A 15,643-nucleotide genomic window follows, 5' to 3' on the forward strand; every position below is an offset into this window, starting at 1 on the left:
GCTGACCTCATTCGCAGCCGAAACGCAAACTCCGGTGGACGTCCGCGGCTCGACGTCGGAGTTCGGCGATCGATCGAAGCCTCCGATCCTCTTTCTCCACGGTATCCGTTTGGGGCGCGAGATTTGGACGCCTCACGCGCGTGCGCTGGCGTCGCGATATCACGTCGTCACTTCGGACTTGCCCGGGCACGGCCGGTTGGCGGGGATACCGTTCACACAGGATAGCGTCAACGCGCTGCTCGAGCACGTGATAAACGACGTCGTCGCAGCACCGCCGCTCATCGTGGGCTACTCGCTGGGCGGTTACGTAGCGATGCGTTTTGCCTCGCGTTCGCCCGAACGTACCGCGGGCTTGCTGCTCGCCGGCTGCACGCTCGATTTCGAAGGCTGGAAGTGGTGGCCTTATGACGCAAGCGTCAAGTTCACGGCGATGCTCCCGCGTCCGCTCTACGACGCCTTCGTGCACACGGCGCTGACGCTAACGCTTCCCCGCCAATGGGTGGACGTCGTCGAAGCGATTCCGTTCGACCGCGACGTCTTCAGCCAAACGAGCGCGATCGTCCGCGAGGGCAGTCACGCACTGGAAGCGATATCGAGCTACCGGAAACCGGTGCTCATCGTCAACGGAGAGTACGACTTCGCGTTCCGCTCCGACGAGCGGCGCTTCTTACACCGGCTGCCGCAAGCGCGGCTGCGCATCATCCATGGGGTCGATCATACCGGACCTTTGAGACGGGTCGAGGAGTTCACCGGGATCGTCGACGGCTTCGCGAAGAACGTTCTGCATGCCTAAACTTCTGCGGAGACTCGGCGCACGGGACGCCGCGCTGATCGTGATGGGCGGCATCATCGGGTCGGGCATCTTTCGCAACCCGTCGGTCGTTGCGAAGTTCGCGCCCAGCGGCGTCGTCATCATGGCCATCTGGGCGATCGGCGGCGGCATCGCGCTGCTCGGCGGCGGCGTCTTTGCCGAACTCGCGGCACGGCGCCCGCACGACGGCGGCCTGTACGCCTATATGCGCGATGCGTTTCATCCGGTGATCGCGTTCATGTACGGTTGGACCTTGCTGCTCGTCTCGCAGAGCGGCGGCATGGCAGCGGCGGCGGTGACGTTCGCAGGGTACGTAACGCCGTGGTTCGGTTTCCACGCGACCGAAACCGTTGCCGAGCGCGTTCTCGCGTTGGCGGCGATCGGCATTTTCACGATCGTCAACGCGCTGGGCGTGCGCCAGGGCACCAATGCACAGAACGCGTTCATGGTGCTCAAGATCGCGGCAATCGCCGGTTTCGTCGCGGTCGGCCTATTCGCGCCGCACGCGCCGGCCGCGGCCGCGACCGCGTCGAGCGGGTTCGTCGGCGGGAGCGTTATCGCGGCGATGGGCCTCGCGATGGTTCCGGTGCTCTTTTCGTATAGCGGTTGGCAAACGTCGAGCTTCATGTCGGCCGAGTTGAAGGATCCGCACATCACGTTGCCGCGCGGCATGATTATCGGCGTCGTTACCGTCGTCGTGCTGTACCTCGCGGTGAACGCGGTTTGCGTTCGCGCGCTCGGCGTCGAGAATCTCGCCGCCACCAACGCGCCGGCAACCGCGATCGCACAACTGGCCTTCGGGCAATCGGGTGCGGTGATCATTACGATCGTGGTCGCGCTGTCCACGCTTGGATTCTTGAGCAATCAAATCCTGACGTCGCCGCGCGTCTATTTTCAGATGGCTGCCGACGGCACGTTCTTCAAGCAGCTCGCAAACGTTTCGGCACGTACGCACGTCCCGGTGCTCGCCATCGTCGCGCAAGGCGTCGTGGCCGCAATCATCACCCTGTCGGGCGCCTACGATCAGATTCTCAACTACGTCACGACCGTCGACTATATTTTCTTCGGCCTCTCCGCGATCGCGCTGATCGTCTTTAGAAACCGCGACAAGATCGCCGGAGCGCCCAAGCCCTTTTACGTCATCCCGGGCCACCCGTACAGTACGGTGCTTTTCTTGGCGATCGCGTGGACCATCGTCGGCGACGTGCTGATCAAATCGCCCGGCCCGACGCTCGTCGGCTTGGCGATTCTCGTCAGCGGCATCCCCGTATACTGGCTGTTCACGCGACGTAACGCAGAGCGGCCGGCGACGTGAGACAGGCGCTGCGTGTTACCACCGTCTTCGTCATCGGCATTTTGGAGGTGGCCTGTTTCACCGTCGCGCTCGTGACGTGGAATACGCCGGGCGCCGAGTTCGGTTGGAATCTCGGAAGAGACGCCTTGACCGTCACGAGCGTCGAGCCGAATCTGCCCGCGGCCAGAGCCGGAATCGTTCCCGGTGACAAAATTGTATACGCGACGATGCCCGTGCTCGGGCGAATCGATGCGCTGCTGGCCGAGAGCGTTTATCCGGGAGCAACGATATCTTTTCGAGTAGTGCACGACGGCATCGAGCGGCAAGTCACGATGCAGGCGGAAAGCTTTCCGTCGATTTCCGCGCCCGCAAACGTCGCGTACGCATTCGGCGGCCTGGCATTAGGATTGGTCGGGTTAGCACTCGTCGCGTTTCGACCCAGCGCGATGACGTGGGGATTCGCGGCGGTAGCACCGACGTTGATCTTCCCCGAAGCGCTCTATATTTGGTCCGAGCGCGCGCCGCTCGAGCAAGCTTTTGCGTTTCATATCCTGCTCTCGATCCTATACGCGCTGCAGCTTCTCGGCGTGATCGTCTTCGCGTGCCGATTCCCGACCGATTCGCCGGCCGGCTTTGCGAAAACGGTGAGCCATGTTGCCGCTCCGATTTCGGCGGCAGCTCTCGCCGTATACTGGTACATCGACTACGCGGTCTTCATCTCTAATGTTGCGCCTCCGCACTGGACGCTGCTGCTCAACGACTACGCGGCCACGATTTTGGGGGCCATCCTCGCTTTGGTTGCGATGTTTTCAAACTACGCGGCGCAGCAACGAATCAACCGCAGCCGTCTCGTTCCCGTGATCGCCGCCTTCGTCGTGTTGAACGTGTCGATCGCCGTCGAACAGATTGTCTCGGAGGTCAGCAGTAACCCCGCGGGAGTAGGCGCCACATACTTTTTCTTTGCAGTATCCGCCGCGCTGCTGGCAACGGCCATTGCCTACGGGGTTGTGCGCCATCGCGTCATCGACGTCAACTTCATCATTAGCCGGACGCTAGTGTACACGATCCTCACGGTCTTCGTCGTCGCCGTCTTTTCGCTGATCGAGTACGTGTTCGGCAAGCTGCTCGAGCACCAGGGCGTCGCGACGTTCTTAGAGATCGCGGCGGCCGTGGGACTCGGGCTTTCACTCAACGTGCTGCACGGCAGGCTCGACAACTTCATCGATCGCACGATCTTCCGCAAACGGCATCTCGCGGAGACGCGGCTCGAGCGTGCCTCCGAGACGCTGCCCCACGCGACGTCGTCGGATTTCGTTCACGAGATGCTCGTGGCCGAACCGGTCGACGCGCTCCAGCTGGCGTCGGCGGCGGTCTTTCGCCGGAACGGAACGGGATTCAGACGCGAGAGCGCCGCAGGATGGTCGCCCGGTGACGCTGCGGAGCTCGAGGAGAACGACCATCTCGTCGCGCGACTGCGCGCCGAACTGCAGCCGCTAAGCATTTCCGAGGTACGCTGGCCGCGCGAAAACGTTCCGGGCGGCGTCGCGGCGCCGCTGTACGCCGTGCCGATCGCCTCGGGCCACAGTTTGGCAGCATTCGCGCTCTATGGCGGCCATGCCGGCGGCGAAGATCTCGATCCCGACGAGCGCCGCAGCCTTCGCGCCTTGGCGGCCGGAGCGGCCTTGGCGTACGACCATCTTACCGCCGAAGAACTCAAGCGCACTATCGACGAGCTGCGTGGCGAAAACGAAGCGCTGCGACGCTCGCAAGAACTGCTGGTCGACAAAGTCCTTAAGCGGCTGGAGTAATCCGAGCCCTTACGTTTTACCGCGCGTCGAATGCGCCCGACCGCGCGATCGTGTAACGTTCGTATATGCAGGGATTGAACACAGGCGACACCGCCTGGGTCTTGGCGAGCGCGGCTCTGGTGATGATCATGACGCCGGCGTATACCGCGATCGTGACGTTCCTGATTCTCAAGATCGTGATGCTGCTCGTTCCGCTGCGGGTGACGGAACGCGAAGAAACCCTCGGCCTCGACGTGACGCAGCACGCCGAAGCCGCCTACGTTTGAGGATGTAACGATGGAAATCGCGTTGGCACTCGGGAGTTTTCTCGTCGTGCTGGGAGCGTGCGCACTGGCCGCACGTCATAAGCAATCACCGCGGCCCGTGCCCCGCGAAAACGCCGGCGACCCCGGCTTTCTGCGGAGGCTTGCGAGCTAGCTTCTCAGAGACGCCCAAGGATCGAAGCGGCCGCCGGCGCTATCATTGACAGCGGAGGTCGGGAAGGACGTGACACTCACCCTGTTTGCGCTGATTGTTGCCGCGACGGTGCCTAGCCCCACCGCGTCGCCGCTCAAAGAAATTTATCACGCGAAATCGACGCCGTTTTGTACGGTATTTCGTGAAAACGTCTTTCACGCGGTTCAAGGGCTTCGTATTAACGATGCCGTGTTCGTCGAAGGAAAGCGCATCTTAGATTCCCTCGCTCGCGATGCCGTGTCGGATCCCGGCGGCGGCGCGATGAACTCGGGAAAACCAAAGCGGGGCGCCACGTTCGGCAATAGCGCGCAACTCGACCGCTACCGCTCGGGCCAGGCCGCTCATGCCGTGGCCGACAACCTGACGAAGATCTATCAGTTGCTCTCCGACACGGACCGCTTTCCGGCCGATCCGCAAACCGATGCCGAGCGCGACCTCGCCCTCATGAAAAAGCGGCTGCTCGCCGTCGCCGACGCGCAAGAGCGATCGCTCAACATCCTCGAGGGAACGTACGAAAGCGATTCGCTCGACGATTTACTGTCGCGCAATTCCGGCTTGGAAGAGACGCTCGGGATTCCCGCTGGAGGTGTGACACCGGCGCCCGTAATCCCGGCGGTTGCGAAAGGCGGTTCTTTGTACGATACGACGCCCGTCGGGCAAATTGCAGCCGGGTTAACGGTCAGCCGCGCGCTTACGGGTTCGCTGGAAGATCTGGTGGCGCCGGCGATCGATCCCGGAATCAGCCGCTGCAAATAGGCGTTAGCTTTTCGTCGCCACTCGATGAACGAGGCGGCCGAAATGGATATACCGTCGCGACGGCAGCTCCGCCTTTGCGGCGTGTCGCAGTCCGACGACGATCGCGAGCATCATCAGCGCGCCAAAACCGATTGTAACCCAGAATGCGGCGTGGAGGCCGGCAGCTAGCGGCGGGCTCCGTAAATCTTCGACGGCGGCGCCGACCGCGACGCCGAGACCGATCCCGAGCTGCAGCGCGAAGCTGAGCACCGCCGACGCGCTGCCTTCGTCGGCGTCGTCGACGTGCGCCAAGCCGGCGATCATGCCGCTTTGATACGCGAGCATGCCGCCGAAACCGCCGATGCACGTCGCGGGCAGCAGAATCGCCCAATATGGCGAGTGCGGTTCGATGAAGAGGAGAATCACCTCGCCCGCGATCATCAGCAAGCCCGTGACGATGCCCATCGCCTTAACGCCGGCAGCGCGCACGATCGGCATCGTCAGCGGCGCGGCAACGAACGAAATGAAAAACGCTTCCGGAAGAAACGCCATGCCGGCGGCCAGCGGCGAGTAGCCCGACACTTGCTGCACGTAGATCGACGCAAACACCATCACGCCGGCGTACGACGCCGGCTGCAGCATCACGACCGTTGCGCCCGAGAGCAGATCGGGATACCGGAACAGCCGCGCCGGCAAGATTGGTTCGGCAGCGCGCCGTTCGACGAACGCGAGCGCGACGAACAGTGCAGCGGTTACGCCGAATGCAATCCACGGCACCGGCGACGCTATACCGTTGGCCGGAATCGACTCGATCGCATAGACGAACGTTACGAGCCCCGCCGTCAATAATACGGCACCCGTCACGTCGAGCTTCGGCCGCTGCGCCATTCCTGCGTCGCGAGGCACGTAAAATGAAATGAGCGAGCCGATGACGATCGCCACCGGAACGTTGACCCACAACACCGCGCGCCAGCCGAGATACTGCACGAGAATGCCGCCAAAAAGCATACCCGCAGCCACGCCCAGGCTGCCGGCCGTTCCCCACAGTGCAATCGCGCGCGAGCGCTGCGGCCCCGGCGGAAAGAGCGATAGAACGATGGCCAGCGCCGCCGGGTTAACCAGCGCGGCACCCAATCCTTGCAACGCACGCATCGCGATGAGCATCGCGCCGCTCTGCGCCAAACCGCCGACCAGTGACGCGCCCGTAAAGATCGCCAACCCCGCAACGAAGAAACCGAAACGGCCGTAGAGATCGGCGCAGCGGCCCGTGAGCATCAGGAATCCGGCGAGAAAGATCGCGTACGTGCTGACGATCCACTGACCTTGTGCGGCGGTCATGTGCAGTTCGGATTCCATCGACGGCAGCGCTATGCTCACGATCGAGAAATCGACGATGAGCATGAAGAAGGTCGCACTCAGCAAAGTGAATGCGACCCATACGTTCTTGGCAGGCGCGGCTTGTGCGGCTGCCGTCACGGCATCGACTTGATCTTGGCCTCGAAGTTAAATAACTTGCCGTTCTGGTTTCCCGTACCCTTGATCGTACCGTGCGAGCCGATCGTGGCGTTGGGCAATGAGAACGAACCGAATCGCAGCATCATGTGGTTGTCGCTGCTAATCGTGCCGGTCACGGTCAGAATGCGCCCGCGGTAGGGATCGGGGCGCACCGACTGCGAGTCGTACGTTCCGTTGACGATGCCGTGATTGAAGTTCAACTTCATGACGCCGGAATACGGAACGCCCCCGGTATTCCCGAACTGCGGCTGATACGCGGCGATGTAGGTCGCACTCCAGACAGCCGGATGTTGCGTCGTATTTTGAACGGCTGCGAGCGTGAAAGGCGTCGACAGCGCCGTGATGACGGCGAAGAGAATGTGCACGTTACGATACCTCCATTAGTTTTGCCCAATCGGTCTTCGAGATACGGAGTGCCGATTCGTCGAGGGTCGCGAGCGGCTTCTTGGTGAGGTGCTCGCGCTCGCACAGATCGCGCTGATGCGTGTCGACATAGAGCAGTCCCGTAACGAACTCGCCGCGCGCCGTGGACTCGTGAATGGTGCGCATCGCGCCGATCGCATCGGTTGGATCGTAGTCGGCATCGAGCTTGCGCAGAATCACGTGAGAGCCGTCTTCCAGTTCGACGTCGTGAACCGAGCCCGGCTCGTAGTCGGCCTGGATCTCCTTGCTCCCGGCGATGAAGTCGACGGTGTGCAGCACGATGTCGTGGTCTTTGACGTGCGCGTAGCTCTTGGTAGAGCCTTCGTGATCGTTGAACGTGACGCACGGACTGATGATGTCGATGATCGCCGTCCCGCGATGCGAGAACGCCGCCTGCAGCAACGGAACGAGCTGCTTGCCGTCACCCGAAAACGAGCGCGCCACGAACGTCGCGCCGAGCTCGATCGCCAGACCGCAAACGTCGATGGTGGCGTACTCGTTGACCTTGCCGCCTTTCTGCTTCGATCCGACGTCGGCGGTGGCCGAGAACTGACCCTTCGTGAGGCCGTAGCACCCGTTGTTCTCGATAATGTACGTCAGGTCGACATTGCGGCGGACCAAGTGGCAGTATTGACCGATGCCGATGCTCGCGGTATCGCCGTCGCCGCTGATGCCCAGCACGAGCAACTCACGATTGGCCAGCTTCGCGCCGGTTGCCGCGGACGGCATCCGCCCGTGCAAGCTGTTGAACCCGTGCGCCTGCTCGACGAAATACGCCGGCGTCTTGGACGAGCAGCCGATACCGCTCATCTTCGCAAGCTTGTGCGGTTCGACACCGTAGTCGAAGAGCGCCTTGATGAGATGATTGGTGATCGAGTTGTGCCCGCAGCCCGCACACAGCGTCGTGGGAAGGCCCTTGTAGACTTCGCGAGTCAAGCCGATGATGTTGAGATTTGCCGTCATGATTACTCCGCAACGACCGCCGGCTGGCGCTCGGCTTCCAAAATGGGATCGAAAATGGCGTGCGCGTCGATCGGCACGCCGTTGTAGTGACAGATCGACTGCAAACGGCCGATGAGATGCGGCGGCAGCTCGGTGCGCAAGATACCGTACAGCTGACCGTCGCGATTTTGTTCGATAACGTAAACGCGTTCGTGCCGTTTGACGAACGCGGCAACGTCGGGTGCGAGCGGCAGCGCGCGCACCCGCATGTAGTCGACTTCCAGGCCGGCGTCTTCGAGCTTGTCGCGCGCTTCGACGATCGCGTGATGCGTGGTTCCGTACGCCAGAATCCCGACCGGGCGGCCCTTGTCGTCGACCCACGGTGCCGGCACCGACGTGCGCGCCGTTTCGAGCTTACGCAGCAGACGGTCGAGTCCGCGCTGCCACACATCGGGCTGTTCGGAGTAGCGCGCTTCTTCATCGTGGCCGGTGCCGCGCGTGAAGAAACCGGCGTTGGGGTGTTTCGTGCCCGGCAGCGTGCGATAGGGAATGCCGTCTTTATCGACGTCGCGGTAGCGCCCCCACGACTTCATCGAGCTCAGATCTTCAGCCGCGAGCACCTTGCCGCGATCGTAGGGCTTCTTCGGATACGGCAGCGGTTTGGTCATCCACGAGTTCATGCCGAGATCGAGATCGGAGAGCACGAAGACCGGCGTTTGAAAACGGTCGGCCAAATCGAACGCTTCCATCGCGAGCTCGTAGGCTTCCCGAACCGTCGCCGGGAGCAGCACGATATGCTTGGTGTCGCCGTGCGAAAGCGTGTACGCGAACGCGAGGTCGCCCTGCATCGTGCGCGTCGGCAAGCCGGTCGACGGTCCCGCGCGCTGCACGTCGAAGATGACGCCCGGGATCTCCGCATAGTAGCCGAAGCCGGCGTACTCGGCCATGAGCGAGATGCCCGGACCCGACGTCGACGTCATCGCGCGCGCGCCGGCCCAGCCGGCACCGAAGACCATTCCGGCCGCTGCCAGTTCGTCTTCGGCTTGCACGATCGCGACGTTGCGTTCTTTCGTCTCCGGATCGACGCGGTATTTATCGCTGTATTGAATGAAGTACTCACACAGTGACGACGACGGCGTGATGGGATACCACGCGGCAACCGTACATCCGCCCATGACGCAGCCCAATGCCGCCGCGCGGTTGCCCTCCATGAACATGTAGCCGTCGGTCTTGCCGCTCATGCGCTCGAGAGCGTACTTGTCGCGCTTCTCGAGATTCTCGCGAGCGTAATCGTAACCGACCATCACGGACTTCATGTTGAGCTCGACCGCCGATGCCTTGCTCTTGAACTGCGTACGTAGACCTTCTTCGACCGTGTCGGTCGGAATCTCGAGCAGATGCGCGAGCGCGCCGACGTAGATCATGTTCATCAGGTACTTGCGCAAGTCGCCTTTGTCGGCAAAGTGCTCTTTGGCAAGCGCGTTAAACGGAACGCTGTAATAGGTCAGATCGTCGCGCAGCGTTTCGTTCGTCAACGGGTACGTCGCTTCGTGCACGACGACACCGCCGGGCTTGACGCCCGCCACGTCTTGCTGCCACGTCGCGCCGTTGAGCGCAACGAGAACGTCGACGTCGCGCGTTCGGCAGCGATACCCTTTGGAGGTGACGCGCACGTCGAACCACGTCGGCAACCCTTCGATGTTCGAGGGAAACACGTTTTTGGGCGCGACCGGCACGCCCATGCGAAAGATGGCGTTGGTCAGAACGAGGTTGGAAGACTGGCTACCCGAGCCGTTGACCGTCGCCACCCGAATGGTAAAGTCGTTGACCGTTCGTTGGGGCATGCGTTGTGGGTTATCCGCCGCTCGCACGGGCTCCCCCGTTCAAGCAGAGCTTGCAAGCACCGCGCGCCCCGAGGCCGAAGCGGTACCCATGGTACCTGGGCTCGCACACGTCATTCTTCACGTCGGCTTCTGCAGCGCCATCGCGCGCTTGAAGCCCGACGCCGCGATCGCACTTCACGTCCGCTTGTCTGACCGGACCGGACGAACCACGCTCGATCGCACGTTCCGCGTCGACCGCGGAGACGGCTCGGAAGCAATCGTCGAGTTCGACAGCGCGCAGGGGACGTTTCGCCTCGACGCAGCCGCGCCGCGGTACGGTTGTTCGGTAACCGATTACGTCGCGCTCATGCCCGATCATACGCGCAGCGTGGCCGAGCAGCTCGAGTCGTCACCGGCGTCGCCGCAGATGCCGGTCCTTCTCTACGGTGACGCGCCTCAGACGATGCTCTACGCTAACCCGACGTACGTTTTCTTCGACAAGTCCGCGGTCGCGTGCGGTAAACCAATTGCCGCACCGATAACGACCCACGTTAACGTGGAGAACGATCAAGATTCCTATTACGCGTGGCTCTACAACGACGACGCCACGCGCCAACCCGACACCGAGGTACTCGCGCTGCGCCTCCAGACGCCGACGCACCAGCATCACTACGTTCGCATTCCGTTGCCCTTTCCGGTGCCGCGCTCGCTCTGGCCCGGCAGCATTCATCTGGATGTGAGCGAAGGCATGATCGACGAGCTTGCGACCGAGCCCGTCGATACGCTGCTCTGTCCGAAGATGTGGAAGACGTCCGCGGGTTAACGCAGAACGTCGGCCGCATGAGAACGATGTATCGGTTGCTCGCGTTAGGCGCTTTCCTATCGCTCGTTTGCTCGGCTTCCGCAACGGCGGCAACGAGTGCGGCGACGACGAAGGTTGCGACGCAGCTCAAGGCCGATTTGCAAGCCTATCTCGCGTCACGCGGCGCACCCGAACATATTTCGGCGGCGTCACTTTCGGTGAGCTTGCCGGACGGCCGTTTTATCGACGTTGCGGCCGGAACGGACGCATATGGCGGCGGCGCTCCCGTTACGCCCGCGAACTTGTTTCAGATCGGCAGCAACACCAAAGCGTTTACTGCAATAGTTGCATTAAAACTCCAGGCGCAGCACAAACTAACGATCGACGACACCGTCGGGAAATGGCTGCCGCAGTATCCGGCCTGGAAAGCGGCGACGATTGACCGCCTGTTCGACATGACGACCGGCATCCCGACCTACGACGATAGCTTCGACATGCAGCGCGACTACAGTCGCAACCCCGTTCGCGACTTTACGCCGGCCGAACTCATCGCGTACGTCGATCCGAAGTCGCCGCTCAAACACGTCTGGCTGTACTCGAACACCGGCTATGCGTTGGCCGAGATGATCGAAGAAAAAGCGGCCGGCAAAAGCTTCACCGATCTGATCCGCGACATGGTGATCGCGCCCACCGGTATCAAGGATCTCTATTATTATCCCGGCGTCTATCCCGCCGAGCTGCGCGCGCGCACCGTGCAAGGCTACTTCTACAATCCCACGCCCGAAAACGCGGGATTCAAGCCGATGGTCGGCAAGAGTCAGCGCGATTATAGCTTGTCGTGGGCAGGGGCCGCGGGGGCGATGGTCGCCACGCCGCACGCAGTGGCCGCATGGGCGCGCGACCTCTACCAAGGCAGCGTACTTACGACCGCCGAGCGCGCGCGTATGGAACGGCTCGTATCGCAGAAGACGGCCGATCCCATTGCCGACACGAGCGCGAGCGATTCGCGCGGCTTTGGGTTGGGCCTCGCGAAGCTGTACATGCCGGGATTGGGATCGTTTTGGTTCTACGAGGGCACGACGCTCGGCTATCGCGTGCTGCACGCTTACTTTCCGAAAGAGAACGTCGTCCTCGCGTTTGGCCTGAACAGCCAGCCGCCTGACGGACATAACAACGCCGGGCAGCTCGTCCAAACGATCGTCAACACGTTAAAAGCCAACGGATTGTTTCACTAACGTGGCGTAACGCGCTCGAGTATCCCCTTGCACGCCACGATCGCATCCCCGCTCGGCAACGCGGCAGCCGCTGCGGGAGCATCGCACGACTGACGGTTGGCGAGAAAAGCAGCGCCACCGGCGGTGAACGCGGCTAGCCAAGCCGATTGCGAATCGCTCGCCGCAACGTAACCGATATTGGGCGTGCCGGTGAGAATGATGAAATGCACGGCGTCCAAGTGCACGTCGCGGACCTGCAGCGTCGGGGCGACGAGCTGCTGCGAGAAATCGAAATGGCGTTCGGCGTAGACGCTTTCGCTGGAGGGCATCAGCAACGTTGCCGTCGTTCCATCGTGCAGAAGCGGGACGCGCGATGCAACGATGCCGTCGAACTCGCCGCGAACGTCGTAATGGTTTGGCGTTTGCTTCTGTGGGTCGATAAAGCGATCGTATCGATAGAGCCGGCTATCGCGATATCTCTGCACCGGGTCGCCTGTATTGCCACCGATCTCCAGGAAGAAATACCGACCGGTAAACGCGATGGGAACGCGCACGCTCGACATAGGGTCCGCGTCATCGTAGCGTCCTTTGTTGCGAAGCGGTTCGGGGAAATACGTATAGCTCTCGAGCTGTTTTCCCGTTAAACCGTCGTAGCGGTCGAAGTGCGCCGGCGGCACGCCATCGCTCACGTCGTCGTCGACAAACCAGAGCGCGTCGTCGGTGGATTCGGCATAGTATTGCCGCTGCGTTTCGAAACGCCGGACTCCGGTGCGCCGATCGAAAACGTCGACGTAGCTGAAATGCGGTTCTCCTGCGCTGTACGACCAGAGTACGACGTCGGGCAGAACCGTTGGATTGAGGCTGAGGCCCACGCCGCCGCGCGCGCGCCAGCGCCGCGTACCATCGCGCGAAGCGAGTGCGACGACGTCCGTGTAGGCATCGGGATCCTCACTCGCCGGCGCGACGGCAACGGCAACCAGTTCGCGGTCCGCGTCCAATCCGAGTGCACCGGAGCCCAACGGAGGGCTACGCCAAAGCACGCGTGCGGTGGAGGGCTGGAGAGCAACGATCGTGTCGTGTGGCCCCGTCGCAATAAGCCGGTCCCCCGAAAGCGTGATGGGCGTTTGGAGGTTCGCGCGCTGCCACAGCACGCGGCCGTCTCGCGTCGAGTAAGCCGTAACGCCGGTAGAGGTACCGACGATCGCAGTCGCGCCGCCATCGGCGACGAGTATTGCGGGAAGGCGTCCCCAATCGCCGCTGACACACCATACGGCGTCGAGCTTTCCGATTCCCGATTGCGGCGTCACGGCGCAAAGCGCAACGATCGCTCCCGCACACGCGACCCAGAGGTTCCATCGCATACGAACCGGTTCGCACGCTCGCAAAGTGAACCTTCGACCGTTCGCCCAGCAGCTTCTCAGTTATAAAAAAGGGGCGCGTCTTGCGACGCGCCCTCGATGGTATTTCCGCGGAAGCGGAACTACATCATGTCGCCGTAGCCGCCCATGCCGCCACCGCCGGCCATCGACGGTTCTTTCTTCGGCTCGGGCTTGTCGGCAATCAGCGTCTCCGTCGTCAGGATGAGCGCGCCGATCGACGCCGCGTTTTGCAGCGCCGCACGCGTCACCTTGAACGGATCGATGATGCCCGCTTCGAACATGTCGACGACTTCGCCCGTCATGGCGTTGAAGCCGAACGGCGAGTTCTTCGAGCGAACGTTGTTGACCTGAACCGAACCCTCGAAGCCGGCGTTCTCCGCGATCTGCCGCAGCGGCTCTTCGAGCGCCTTGCGGACGATCTGGATACCGATCTTCTCGTCGGCCCACGTCGTTGCGTGACCGTTGGTCTTCGGCGGCTCGTACTTGTCGATCGCCTTGACCGCGTGCACGAGCGAAGCGCCGCCGCCGGGGATCATGCCTTCCTGCACGGCCGCGCGGGTCGCGCTGAGAGCATCCTCGATGCGGTGCTTCTTCTCTTTGAGCTCGGTCTCGGTCGCGGCACCGACTTGGATAACCGCAACGCCGCCGGAGAGCTTGGCGAGACGCTCTTGCAGCTTCTCACGATCGAAGTCCGAATCGGTCTCCTCGATCTGCTTCTTGATCATCTCGATGCGGCCCTTAATGGCATCTTGCTTGCCGTTGCCGTCGACGATGGTCGTCTCTTCCTTGGTAACCGTCACGCGCTTGGCGCGGCCGAGCTGATCGGTGGTCACCTTGTCGAGCTTGAGGCCCAGCTCTTCCGAAATCACCGTCGCGCCCGTGAGCGTGGCGATGTCCTTGAGCATTTCCTTGCGGCGGTCGCCGAAGCCCGGTGCCTTGACCGCAACCGACGTGAACGTTCCGCGCAGCTTATTTACGACGAGCGTCGCGAGCGCTTCGCCTTCGACGTCCTCGGAGATGATCAGCAGCGGACGCTGCATCTGAACGACCTTCTCGAGCAGCGGCAGGATGTCGGCAATCGCCGAAATCTTGCGCTCGGTCACGAGAATGAACGGATCGTCGAGAACCGCTTCCATACGCTCCGAATCCGTGACCATGTACGGCGAGATGTAGCCCTTGTCGAACTGCATGCCGTCTTTGGTCTCGACTTCCGTCTTGAGCGTGCGCGACTCTTCGACCGTGATCACGCCGTCTTTACCGACCTTCTCCATCGCATCGGCGATCAGGTCGCCGATCTCTCTGTCGTTGGCCGAGATCGACGCGACCTGCGCGATCTTGTCCTTGGTGTCGACGTTCTTCTTGAAGTTCTCCATCTCGGCAACGGCGATCTCGACGGCCTTTTCGATGCCGTGCTTGATCTGAAGCGGGTTGCTGCCCGCGGTCACGTTGCGCAGACCTTCGCGGATGATCGCTTGCGCGAGCACCGTCGCGGTCGTCGTGCCGTCGCCGGCGACGTCGTTGGTCTTGGAAGCGACTTCCTTGACGAGTTGAGCGCCCATGTTCTCGAACGCATCGGGCAGCTCAATTTCCTTGGCAATGGTTACGCCGTCGTTGGTGATCGTCGGCGAGCCAAATTTCTTGTCGAGTACGACGTTGCGACCCTTCGGACCGATCGTCACTTTGACGGCGTCGGCCAGGATGTTCGCACCGCGCTCGAGCGCGCGACGCGCGCTTTCATCGAATACGAGTTGCTTTGCAGCCATGTTAAAGTTTCTAAACTCCCTTATGCGTGCGCCGGCACTTTGTCGACGATGGCGAGGATGTCTTTTTCGGGGATGATGAGATACTCGGTGCCGTCAATCTTGACTTCGCTTCCCGAGTATTTACGATAGAGCACGCGGTCGCCAACTTTGACGCCCATCGCGAGCTTGGTGCCGTTGTCGAGCGTGCGGCCACTTCCGGCCGCCCGGATCACGCCCTCTTGGGGCTTTTCCTTGGCGGTGTCGGGGAGGAACACGCCACCGGACGTGACGTCCTCTTGCTCGACGTGCTCGATAACGACGTTATCGTGCAAAGGCTTGAGATTCACAGAAAACCTCCAACAGCTAATACAGAGTCTGAGACGTTAGCACTCTCAGCGCGAGAGCGCTAGCCGTGCTATATTAGCAAACTCTGTAGGGGACTGCAACCCTTCGACTCCGCCCTGTAGGCGCAATTCAGAGATGTCCCCGATTGAGCAAAGCAGAGATGTCCCCTTAAGGGCCAAGGGCTTCCGACATGGAGCTTGTTACCTTGACCACCAAGGAAATTCACCGCCTGGAGGTCCTTCAGGCACTCGCCGCCGGCAGGCTGCAACAGGCCGAGGCGGCCCGGGCATTGCAGCTCTCGGTGCGCCAGGTCAAGCGGCTATGGCGCCGACACCGGACCGGTGGCGCCAGCGC

General features: G+C 62.1%; 14 protein-coding genes. 7 read left to right on the forward strand and 7 right to left on the reverse strand.

Annotation, left to right across the window (positions count from 1 at the left end):
- Positions 1-34: 34 nt before the first annotated feature.
- From VGG89_08905 to VGG89_08925, 5 genes are all read left to right on the forward strand, one after another.
- Entirely contained in the window at positions 35-793 is a 759-nt protein-coding gene (locus tag VGG89_08905; GenBank protein HEY1976651.1) for an alpha/beta hydrolase, read from the forward strand.
- On the forward strand, positions 786-2,126 hold the full coding sequence (locus tag VGG89_08910; protein HEY1976652.1) for an amino acid permease: 1,341 nt from the start codon (positions 786-788) through the stop codon (positions 2,124-2,126). Before VGG89_08905 ends, VGG89_08910 begins: the two co-directional genes overlap by 8 nt.
- Entirely contained in the window at positions 2,123-3,913 is a 1,791-nt protein-coding gene (locus VGG89_08915; GenBank protein HEY1976653.1) for a hypothetical protein, read from the forward strand. Before VGG89_08910 ends, VGG89_08915 begins: the two co-directional genes overlap by 4 nt.
- Positions 3,914-4,041: 128 nt before the next feature.
- On the forward strand, positions 4,042-4,179 hold the full coding sequence (locus VGG89_08920; protein ID HEY1976654.1) for a hypothetical protein: 138 nt from the start codon (positions 4,042-4,044) through the stop codon (positions 4,177-4,179).
- A gap of 220 nt (positions 4,180-4,399) precedes the next feature.
- Positions 4,400-5,125 carry a hypothetical protein gene (locus tag VGG89_08925; protein ID HEY1976655.1) on the forward strand — a complete coding sequence of 242 codons (726 nt, stop codon included), beginning with the start codon at positions 4,400-4,402 and terminating at the stop codon, positions 5,123-5,125.
- Between the two features lie 3 nt (positions 5,126-5,128).
- Here the strand turns inward: VGG89_08925 and VGG89_08930 are convergent, their stop codons facing one another.
- The 4 genes from VGG89_08930 to VGG89_08945 are packed head-to-tail and all read right to left on the reverse strand — an operon-like array spanning position 5,129 to position 9,828.
- Positions 5,129-6,580 (reverse strand): MFS transporter, encoded by a 1,452-nt coding sequence (locus VGG89_08930; GenBank protein HEY1976656.1) that lies wholly within the window; start codon positions 6,578-6,580, stop codon positions 5,129-5,131.
- On the reverse strand, positions 6,577-6,984 hold the full coding sequence (locus tag VGG89_08935; protein HEY1976657.1) for a hypothetical protein: 408 nt from the start codon (positions 6,982-6,984) through the stop codon (positions 6,577-6,579). The genes VGG89_08930 and VGG89_08935 overlap by 4 nt, the downstream gene beginning before the upstream one ends.
- Before the next feature lies 1 nt (position 6,985).
- Complete coding sequence (locus VGG89_08940; protein ID HEY1976658.1) at positions 6,986-8,005, reverse strand: 2-oxoacid:ferredoxin oxidoreductase subunit beta; 1,020 nt, start codon at positions 8,003-8,005, stop codon at positions 6,986-6,988.
- A gap of 2 nt (positions 8,006-8,007) precedes the next feature.
- Positions 8,008-9,828: a 2-oxoacid:acceptor oxidoreductase subunit alpha gene (locus VGG89_08945; GenBank protein ID HEY1976659.1), complete on the reverse strand. Its 1,821-nt coding sequence runs from the start codon at positions 9,826-9,828 to the stop codon at positions 8,008-8,010.
- Positions 9,829-9,916: 88 nt separating this feature from the next.
- On the opposite strand from VGG89_08945, the gene VGG89_08950 reads away from it, so the two are divergent.
- Positions 9,917-10,630: a hypothetical protein gene (locus VGG89_08950; GenBank protein HEY1976660.1), complete on the forward strand. Its 714-nt coding sequence runs from the start codon at positions 9,917-9,919 to the stop codon at positions 10,628-10,630.
- Positions 10,609-11,844 carry a serine hydrolase domain-containing protein gene (locus VGG89_08955; protein ID HEY1976661.1) on the forward strand — a complete coding sequence of 412 codons (1,236 nt, stop codon included), beginning with the start codon at positions 10,609-10,611 and terminating at the stop codon, positions 11,842-11,844. Before VGG89_08950 ends, VGG89_08955 begins: the two co-directional genes overlap by 22 nt.
- On the opposite strand, the gene VGG89_08960 is transcribed toward VGG89_08955, so the two are convergent.
- From VGG89_08960 to groES, 3 genes are all read right to left on the reverse strand, one after another.
- Positions 11,841-13,184 (reverse strand): PQQ-binding-like beta-propeller repeat protein, encoded by a 1,344-nt coding sequence (locus tag VGG89_08960; GenBank protein HEY1976662.1) that lies wholly within the window; start codon positions 13,182-13,184, stop codon positions 11,841-11,843. The genes VGG89_08955 and VGG89_08960 overlap by 4 nt on opposite strands.
- A 119-nt stretch (positions 13,185-13,303) precedes the next feature.
- Complete coding sequence (gene groL, locus VGG89_08965; protein HEY1976663.1) at positions 13,304-14,965, reverse strand: chaperonin GroEL; 1,662 nt, start codon at positions 14,963-14,965, stop codon at positions 13,304-13,306.
- Between the two features lie 20 nt (positions 14,966-14,985).
- Positions 14,986-15,291 carry a co-chaperone GroES gene (groES, locus tag VGG89_08970; protein HEY1976664.1) on the reverse strand — a complete coding sequence of 102 codons (306 nt, stop codon included), beginning with the start codon at positions 15,289-15,291 and terminating at the stop codon, positions 14,986-14,988.
- Positions 15,292-15,643: the final 352 nt, after the last annotated feature.

This window comes from Candidatus Baltobacteraceae bacterium (assembly GCA_036488875.1).
Lineage (GTDB): Bacteria > Vulcanimicrobiota > Vulcanimicrobiia > Vulcanimicrobiales > Vulcanimicrobiaceae > JAFAHZ01.